Here is a 7,059-nt window from a genome sequence, read left to right as displayed (position 1 = left end):
TCAAGCCGATAAAGCGCAGTAAATACGTTCTGTACATTATAAAAAAGATTAAAAGAAGTATTGCAGAGAAAGTCGAGACGCTAATTCAACAAGGCGATTATGCGTCCCAAGGATGACTATTTTTTGACATGCTAATCTATTGAATGTTAATTTTTAATTCTAACCTTTTGAAATTATAAGCTAATTTCAACCTATGTTAGCCTGAGCAAATACCCGCTCGCCCAATGAGTTCAGTATCTTACATTCACCTTCAAGTACGGCAATGATCGATTTTCCCTTACGAAAACTTGCCGGTATCATCACACGCCCAGCTTCACTCACAGGCAAATTAGCTAGCACAGAATTGTGCATAATTAACCCCACGGGCGCGTCATAATATAAAACAGTAACAGTGGCTTGATTTGCTTGCATCACATTTAACTCACATTAAGCAGCGTCTGCTGCGTTATATTTACGTCGCAAGAGAGCTCCTTGTCCTCTACATCTTAAAATATCCCCAAAGATATTTTAACCATTTTTAAATCAACTAATTAAGGTCTTATTCAATTTTTATATTTTTATTATGGCGTACAGAACTGTATCAAACTGTACACCTTGAGCTATTTAAGCACTTCAGCAAAAAGATGCCAATCTATTTCTATTATGTTAATCAATTACTCATCAAGGATCACATATGCAATACATCCCAAGGTGCGTTTTTATGCATTTTTTAGAGTAAATAACCTAAATGTGATGACTTATTTACTTAGCCTTAAATCCCACCCTAAATCCGCCCCAATGTTTACCATTCACAAAAATGGGCACTGACAAGTCGTGCATCACTTCGCCCGTATCCCGCTTGTAGGTTTGCAGTAATACAGGCTCGGTATGAGCGCCGCAGCGGATGCCTGTCGGATCATTAAACAAACGTTTGGTTCGATTATGCACCATATCAACTTCGACCTTACCCGTCAGTGCTTGGCTAAAGCGTTTGTTATGAGTCGGGAAATAACCTTTTTTATCAACGGCTCCCGCATAGATTATTTCGCTGTGTTTTGCCAGAATGGGTTCTTGAATCGTTGGAAAATGCTGATCGGTATAACGATCGAAAGCTGTGCTGTATTTTTGTGGCTGAGTATTGGCAATAGGTTGGTATTTAGGATTAAACAAATCCGTCTCACTAAAACTGCCGCTGGCTAAACCTTGTGCTAACTTGTCACCACAGGCTTTAGCGGCGGCATTAGCCAATTGCAAAACTTGCTGATCGAAGGTTTGTGTATCCCATTTAGACAGCGCTTTAAAAATCCCCTCAGTGGTCAAAGATAAGGTAAAGGCCTGCTCGGATACGCTATGACTCTGTTTACCGGTTAAATTTAACGAATCACGGATTTGAGTCACCGAGCGGCTAATGTCATTAGTGGTATTGTTATATTGTTTGAGCGAATCTTCCATGTCACCTAACGCATGGGCCGATTGGGTCACTGAGGCCGAAATCTCGGTGAAGTGCGCATCTAACTCACCCATGGCGGTGACCACATCGGCGGTTTGCGTTACGACCCTTTCCATCAGTCCAGAGGTTTTATCGGTTTCGCTGCGGATTTCTAATAACATCTTACCGATATCTTGGGTCGCACCCGCGGTTTTACCCGCAAGGCTGCGTACTTCGTCAGCAACGACAGCAAAACCTCGACCCTGCTCTCCCGCACGAGCTGCTTCGATGGCCGCATTTAACGCCAACAAATTCGTTTGTTCTGCAACAGAGTTAATCACTTCGGTAATTTTTTGGATTTCTTCGGCTCGCGACTTAAGCGACTGTACTTGCTCGGCGGCGGTATCAATATCTGTACTCAGCGAGCGAATGGCCGCTACACCTTTTTGGGCTTGGCTACGCCCCTGCACGCTAACACGCTCGGCCTCTTGTGCCTGACCTAAAATATCGGCGGCATTATCGCCAAGTTGGGCCGTAGTATGGCTCAATTGCCCCGCGGCAACGGCAATAGCGCTAGCATGCTCGCCATTTGATTCAATGGATTTGTTCAGTAAATCAATAAAATGTGACACTTCAGCCGAACCAATAGCAATTTTACTGGTTTGCACACTGATATCATGGGCGGGAAGGCTTTGATCTTTTAATGCCTTAGTATTTGCCTCATCGGTGTCGAGCTTAGCCTTAGTTGCGCGCAAACACACCCACACCACTGAGCCAGAGGTGATTGCGCCCAAGATCAGCGCCTGCACAATGCTCGGAAGATGCAGTCCCTCGAGCAATAAACTTCCCAGAGTAATCAGCATGAAACTGATGAAAATTAAAACTTTGTGCTGTATTTCCATATACTTCCCGTAACTGAGCAAGGTAAAAATGAAAGGGAAATGCTAAAAGTCGAATCATTAGCCCTCGTTCAGCCGCTATCGATTACAACTGACTAGGAAGGACTCACCATGATAACGCTCAAGATTTATAGTTTTAGTCTATTTCTCTGAATAAGCTAGAAAATTTATCTCGCTAGATAAACAAAGTAGCAGCTAGCTATCATCAACAGTCTCGCGTGTGTATGGCATTAGACATTAGTATTAATTTCGCGTGATTTAGTCTTAGTCCATTCTCAAGTTTACCCCATCTGAAAAAGCCAACTTTGCCCTGAAATGCGTGCCCCGTCGCCTTCTCGGTAATAAATCACATAGGGACGACTGCACTTATGCCAAGAAAACTGCTAATATCGGCGCAATTTTTTTGAGCTAACGAGATCAAGATGGGCAGAGCATATCAAAACAAGAAAGAATCCATGGCGAAAACAGCCGGTCAAAAAACCCGCATTTATTCACGCTACGGTAAAGAGATTTACGTCGTCGCTAAGCAAGGCGGCGTTGAGCCCGATGGAAACTTATCACTGCGTCGCTTGATTGAACGCGCTAAGAAAGACCAAGTGCCAGCGCATGTTATTGAACGCGCAATCGAAAAAGCCAAAGGCGGCGGCGGTGAAGATTATGATACCGCCCGTTACGAAGGTTTTGGTCCTGGCAACTGCATGGTTATTGTTGACTGCCTAACCGATAACGTAAAACGTACCTTCACTGAAGTGCGTCAAGCCTTCGTGAAGAACGATGCCAAACTCGGCGGCCCAGGCACTGTTGGCCACATGTTTGATCATCAAGCCGTATTCGTGTTTGCGGGCGATGACGAAGATGCAATTTTAGAGCTGCTGATGATGGCTGACGTTGATGTGAGCGATGTAGAGCTGGAAGATGGCTTAATCACAGTTTACGCGCCGCACACTGAGTACTTTAAGGTCAAAACTGCACTGACCGAAGCGATGCCAGAAGTTAACTTCGAATTAGACAACATCACCTTCGTACCGCAGGACATGACTAAAGTTGAAGGTGAAGATGTGGCTATGTTTGAAAAGTTTATCGCCGCTTTAGAAGATTGTGACGACGTACAAAACGTCTATCACAATGCGGAAATTGAAGACTAAGCACCACTTTCGCCTGAAATAAAACGCAGCCCTAGGCTGCGTTTTTTGTTTATAGGTCAATATATTAAGCGTTAATGAAACAACCGTGAAACCCTAACGGCAATACCCTATTCATCTGAGCCGAAGCGATGGGTCCCGCACTGATGTCACTGGCTCGAAACAAAGACAAACCAGACTGTGCATTGTGATAATCGAGCCAAGTCATCAACAAATAGGCTTCATGCTGCTCAGTGGCGGGGATATAAAGCGGCTCTTCGGCAATCTTGTCTTTGCCAAGATAAAACGCGCTATAGCTCGCGTCGCCAAGTGTATTAGCACCGTGCTGGCTGCTGTGTTTTGCATTATGAATACAATACAGAGTATTACTCAGTCCTGATTCAGATTCGGCTTCATATTTAAAATTAGAATTAGCACCAGAATTAGCAGCAGAATCTGATCTTGCTCCAACGCCAAATATCGGGACAAACTCCGAAGCTCCACCCGTTTTCTCTGCAAGCTTTTCGGCATTGCTCGTTTGCTGTGCAGACTCTTTGTTACTCATAGTGTGCTGCGCAAACTGGGGAAACTCCATCATCACGCCGCTGCGGTTAATTCGTGCAGAGGAAGATAACGTCCCCGCAAACTGCGTTTTGCTAGTAGCTGTAAGTGTTGCAGTCAGCGGTACTGTGATCGTCACTAACTCGGCATGGGGTGTTTTTGTTTTTCGGGCGCCCGTCAGTAACCCCTTCATCCCTTGAGTTAAAATTGCCGAATTGGGATAGAGGCAAAGTTGCACTGACAGTTCGCCATTCTTCTCAATGGCTTGGCCAAAGTGAAACACAAATCCTGCAGGCAGTGGGTGTAACTGACGCGCTTTAAAGTCAGCTTTGTCGATAACCAGTAATTGCGATGGCAATTCGGGGCGCCATTTAAAAGCATCGATATAAGTTTCGCCCTCTTCATACACGCAAGATGAAATATAAAACACTAGCTTATTCTCACTCTGCGCGAAGGCATGTAAATAACTCGCCTGCGGTAATTCAATCACTTCCATTCTGGCAATGCTGTCATCGGCTGCCACTTGATACACAAGTAATTGCTTCTCGCCGCCAACATACCAGACACCAAAATTCCACAGTCCACCTTGTCCATCATCGAGTGGATGGGCGGAAAAGGGTAAGCCCTTAAACTTGTCGCCAAAGCTTTTAACGCCGAGCGTGGTTAAGGTCTGCGCATCGAGTCGATAGGGTGAACCCGCTTCCCACAAGGCAAGCAACTCGCCGTGGCGCGGTAATAAACTGGTGTTAGCCACATTCAAGTCATCGTTATTGCGAATGGGTAAAGCATTGGGGATCACTGTGCCTGCGGTGGTGTACTTAAATGCGCCAGCGGCCTCCTCCACTTTAAACTTCTTTGTTTGGATAAACTTAGCCTGATGCTGAATTTGCCCATTGGCCACACTAAACTGCTGCACCATGCCATCGCCATCGAACCAATGCTGATATGCCTTACCTGCCCGAGACATTTTTGCAGGCCCATTACGATATAGATTGCCGCTCAATTGCGCTGGCCACTCGCCCGAAACCTGCATAGTGAGCGGCTGATAGTCGCCTTCAGCCCCATTAAAACCTATGGCCCATGGCTCACGGGCGACCGCTTGTGCGTTATCCAGTGCCAGTAATTTATCCACTGAACTCGCCCAAACAGCAGTCGTCATTAGGGCGGCAGAGCCTGCTAGAAATTGACGTCTATCCATGGTGCAGCCCTCCCTTAGCGAATATGTATAGTGATTTGCGCATCGGCCTGCAAACTAAAGCTGGCGTCTTTAAAGCTCGCAGGCCCAAAACTGCCGGCGTTATTGCTGAAGCCATAGCCTTCACTCGGCACACCTAACATATTGGTATCTAAGCTGTGATTACCGTTTTCATCGTGAAAGACCTTGACCGCATATTGACCATCGGCGAGATCGCTAAATACCAGCCTATGCTCTGTCTTAGTGACGGGCTTTATCATAGATGCGCTGGGATTGTGGCCTGCGGCGTAATTCTCGGCATTGGCATAAAGCTCAACCATTAAGGCGCCGGTTTGTACTTGAATATTATCGATATCCACAGTCAGGGTATGTGCTTGGATCTCTGCGGACATGGTTCCTGCCGACAAGAGCAAGCAAGCTAAGCCTGCGCCCCAAATTGCTGATAACGTCCTTTTGGTCATATTGGCTCGGCGAATCTGAGTTGTTGTCATCGTTAAGTTCACGTGTTTCATGTCTTACTCCTGTTATTTGCGCTGATAAGTAACTGCGATGGAGTTAGCTTAAAAAATCACAGGACTAAAAACAGGTGCCAAAAGTCATGAAACAAGAATTTAACAAGATGACTTTTGGCATAGTGACATCTGGCGCTGATACCTTAGAATGGTCGGCAGAATTGGATTAAGGAATCGTCATTCGTGCTAGAAAATCGATTAGCGAAAGAAGAAAACATGTTGATTGCCGCTGGAGTGCTCACTTGGGCATTAGTGGCTTGGGTTGGGATAAACCAAGCCGCATTGCATACATGGCAAGGCATGCTCAATGCCACGCTTTATGGGCTGTATTTAGTGGCATTTATACTGATCGCTACCGATAAAGTGGCGCATAACAATATGCGGTTTCGTCGCCTTGCCACACTAGCAATGCCGCTTATCGTGCTGAACTTATTACTCACGGCAAACCATGCATTGCTGCCGATCCTCTTCGTTATTTGGGCGTCACTCTTGCCTGAGTTTTTCAATCGCCGCCAAGCTATTTCACAGTTGCTGCTAGCCAACCTTGTTTATTACGCGCTGCTGCAATGGCATTGGCATGAGCAAAGCAATGTGTTCAATATTTTGATCTATCTTGGCTTTCAACTCTTTGCCTACAGCAGCAGCCAAGCAAGGCTTTCCGAGCGTAAATCTCGCTTGATACAAGAACAACTAAACCAACAGCTCATCGCCACTCGCGCCCTACTGAGCCAAGCCAGCGAACAGCAGGAAAGATTAAGGATCTCCCGCGATTTGCACGACATTCTCGGCCACCAGCTCACAGCACTCTCTCTGCAATTAGAAGTACTGAGCCATAAAGCGCCCGAAGAACTCAAACCTCAAGTTAACCAAAGTAAATCCTTAGCCAAAGAGCTACTTGAAAGTATTCGCGCCGTCGTCAGGGCGCAAAGAGTGCAAGTGGGATTGGATTTAGTCCCACCTTTAGAGGCGCTGATGACCCGCTTACCCAGCGTCACTCTCACCTGCAAGACGATGAAACCACTGCAATCGGCCGAACTGACTCAAGCCCTGCTGTTAGTCCTGCAAGAAGGCATCAGCAACGCCGTGCGCCACGGCAAGGCGAATCAACTGCAACTGAGCATGGAAGACTCCCAAAGCGCACTGGTATTGCAACTGAGCGACAACGGCGTGGGGCTAACACGGGTAGCCGCGCGAAACGCATCAGCTAAAAGCGGTACAGGACTTTATGGCACAGGGCTTAGCGGCATGCAGGAAAGACTGCAGCCCTTTAATGGCAAGGTACAGCTAAGGGCGAATGACTCGGCGCCCGGCTGCCAACTCACCCTCACCCTCCCAGCACTCGCTTAACTTTTTATTGAAAACT

General features: G+C 46.4%; 6 protein-coding genes. 2 read left to right on the top strand and 4 right to left on the bottom strand.

Going from position 1 to position 7,059, the window contains the following annotated elements; all coding sequences use genetic code 11:
• Positions 1–186: 186 nt before the first annotated feature.
• Positions 187–411 carry a TIGR02922 family protein gene (locus Q4Q49_RS18635; protein ID WP_006080825.1) on the bottom strand — a complete coding sequence of 75 codons (225 nt, stop codon included), beginning with the start codon at positions 409–411 and terminating at the stop codon, positions 187–189.
• Positions 412–741: 330 nt separating this feature from the next.
• Positions 742–2,310: a methyl-accepting chemotaxis protein gene (locus Q4Q49_RS18630; protein WP_261271874.1), complete on the bottom strand. Its 1,569-nt coding sequence runs from the start codon at positions 2,308–2,310 to the stop codon at positions 742–744.
• 419 nt (positions 2,311–2,729) lie between these two features.
• On the opposite strand from Q4Q49_RS18630, the gene Q4Q49_RS18625 reads away from it, so the two are divergent.
• Positions 2,730–3,452, top strand: coding sequence for a YebC/PmpR family DNA-binding transcriptional regulator (locus Q4Q49_RS18625; RefSeq protein WP_312000082.1), 723 nt, complete (start codon positions 2,730–2,732; stop codon positions 3,450–3,452).
• Between the two features lie 64 nt (positions 3,453–3,516).
• On the opposite strand, the gene Q4Q49_RS18620 is transcribed toward Q4Q49_RS18625, so the two are convergent.
• Positions 3,517–5,187, bottom strand: a complete 1,671-nt coding sequence (locus tag Q4Q49_RS18620) for a carotenoid oxygenase family protein (RefSeq protein WP_312000081.1) — start codon at positions 5,185–5,187, stop codon at positions 3,517–3,519.
• 14 nt (positions 5,188–5,201) lie between these two features.
• The gene (locus Q4Q49_RS18615) at positions 5,202–5,696 is read right to left on the bottom strand and encodes a DUF2141 domain-containing protein (protein ID WP_312000080.1); all 495 of its coding nucleotides are present in this window, start codon (positions 5,694–5,696) and stop codon (positions 5,202–5,204) included.
• Between the two features lie 183 nt (positions 5,697–5,879).
• Between Q4Q49_RS18615 and Q4Q49_RS18610 the strand changes: the two genes are divergently transcribed.
• Positions 5,880–7,043, top strand: a complete 1,164-nt coding sequence (locus Q4Q49_RS18610) for a histidine kinase (protein ID WP_312000079.1) — start codon at positions 5,880–5,882, stop codon at positions 7,041–7,043.
• Positions 7,044–7,059 lie beyond the last annotated feature (16 nt).

It is taken from the genome of Shewanella sp. SP1S1-7 (assembly GCF_031932105.1).
GTDB lineage: Bacteria > Pseudomonadota > Gammaproteobacteria > Enterobacterales > Shewanellaceae > Shewanella > Shewanella baltica.
This window is presented reverse-complemented; position numbering and strand designations above follow the sequence as displayed.

What these genes read in the sequence shown, in the direction of transcription:
- Q4Q49_RS18625 (WP_312000082.1), top strand. Translation starts at nt 2,730, where the DNA reads ATGGGCAGAGCATATCAAAACAAGAAAGAATCCATGGCGAAAACAGCC.
- Q4Q49_RS18635 (WP_006080825.1), bottom strand. Translation starts at nt 411, where the DNA reads ATGCAAGCAAATCAAGCCACTGTTACTGTTTTATATTATGACGCGCCC.
- Q4Q49_RS18615 (WP_312000080.1), bottom strand. Translation starts at nt 5,696, where the DNA reads ATGAAACACGTGAACTTAACGATGACAACAACTCAGATTCGCCGAGCC.
- Q4Q49_RS18620 (WP_312000081.1), bottom strand. Translation starts at nt 5,187, where the DNA reads ATGGATAGACGTCAATTTCTAGCAGGCTCTGCCGCCCTAATGACGACT.
- Q4Q49_RS18630 (WP_261271874.1), bottom strand. Translation starts at nt 2,310, where the DNA reads ATGGAAATACAGCACAAAGTTTTAATTTTCATCAGTTTCATGCTGATT.